The following is a 1,366-nucleotide window of genomic DNA, read 5'->3' as shown; positions in this document are numbered from 1 at the left end:
TCCTAGTCTTGTTAAATTAGTTGATGAACTAAAAAATGATTAGATGTTAAATTAAAACTGCAGTACTTGCAGCATGATTGTAAGTACTGCAGTTTATCACCTTTTTTAAGTAAGCAGCGATAATTATACCACTTTGGATTATTGTATCTATTAATTAAAATTGGTATGGAGTACATCTGTGGAACTTAGTCTCAAAAAGAATTTAATTAATTATTTTAGTTCAGATGTCCAAGTCTTCGGGGAATATCCAAAGATGATAGAAAAAATGTTTGAGCGGAAAAATATTTATATTAAAATGGGACCGGAAGATCGGGATATCCTACGAAAACATACGGTTGATTTTGTTTCTTTCAGCTACTATATGTCATTAACTGAATCTGCAAATGAAGAGCTAAAGAGAACTTCGGCTAATACTATAACAGGGGCAAAAAATCCTTATTTGCCTTCAACAGATTGGGGATGGCAGATTGATCCGATTGGCTTAAAGATTTCATTAATCGAATTATATGATCGTTATAAGAAGTCTCTCCTCATAGTAGAAAATGGAATGGGCGCAGTTGATAAAGTAGAAAATGATGGGTCTATCCATGATGACTACCGGATTAATTATTTAAGGGAGCACTTTAAACAAATGAAGGAGGCCGTTGAAGAAGGGGTAGATCTCTTCGGGTATCTCAGTTGGGGGCCGATAGACTTAATCAGTGTTTCTACAAATCAAATGTCTAAAAGATACGGATATATTTATGTAGACCAAGATGATGAAGGAAACGGTACACTTAATCGAAGCCGAAAAGATTCCTTCTACTGGTATAAAAAAGTAATTGAAAGCAATGGAGAAGATCTGGAGTAAAAGACCAATTCGTATATAGGAGAGGTATACGGTGTTTAAAATTAAAAAAGTTTTAAATTCAAGCGTAGTACTGGCAGAAAACGAACATAAAAAGGAACATATTTTACTTGGTAAAGGGATTGGTTATGGACAAAAATCAGGTAATATCATTAAGGAACACCAAGCTGACCAAATGTTCATACCAATCGAAAACACCAAAGTGAAAGAGTTTCTTGGGTTATTGGATGCCATTCCACCTCTATTTATAGACTTGACTCAGCAAATAGTCAACCATGCAGAGAAAAAAATGAACACGAAGTTAAATTCGGGTATCTATTTCACTTTAATGGATCATTTAAACTTTGCGGTTGAGAGATATAATAAAGGTATTAATATCACTAACCGAGTCTATTGGGAAATTAAAAATTACTACCCAGAAGAATTTGATGTTGGAGAATATGCTTTAAAGATAATGAATGACAAACTTGATATAGAGTTGCCAATAGAAGAAGCAGCAAACATTGCTTTCCATTTAAT

Annotated in this window: 1 protein-coding gene and 1 pseudogene; both read left to right on the top strand. The window is 33.7% G+C overall.

Going from position 1 to position 1,366, the window contains the following annotated elements; translation table 11 throughout:
• Positions 1-178: 178 nt before the first annotated feature.
• Positions 179-850: pseudogene (locus tag IEX94_RS19465) on the top strand (family 1 glycosylhydrolase); the annotation flags it as partial.
• Between the two features lie 31 nt (positions 851-881).
• On the top strand, positions 882-1,366 hold a 485-nt coding region (locus IEX94_RS19460; RefSeq protein ID WP_188859911.1), incomplete at its 3' end, for a PRD domain-containing protein.

The sequence above is a fragment of the Oceanobacillus indicireducens genome (assembly GCF_014647195.1).
GTDB lineage: Bacteria > Bacillota > Bacilli > Bacillales > Amphibacillaceae > Oceanobacillus > Oceanobacillus indicireducens.
The sequence above is the reverse complement of the archived record's forward strand: the minus strand, read 5'-3'. Positions and strand labels throughout refer to the sequence as shown.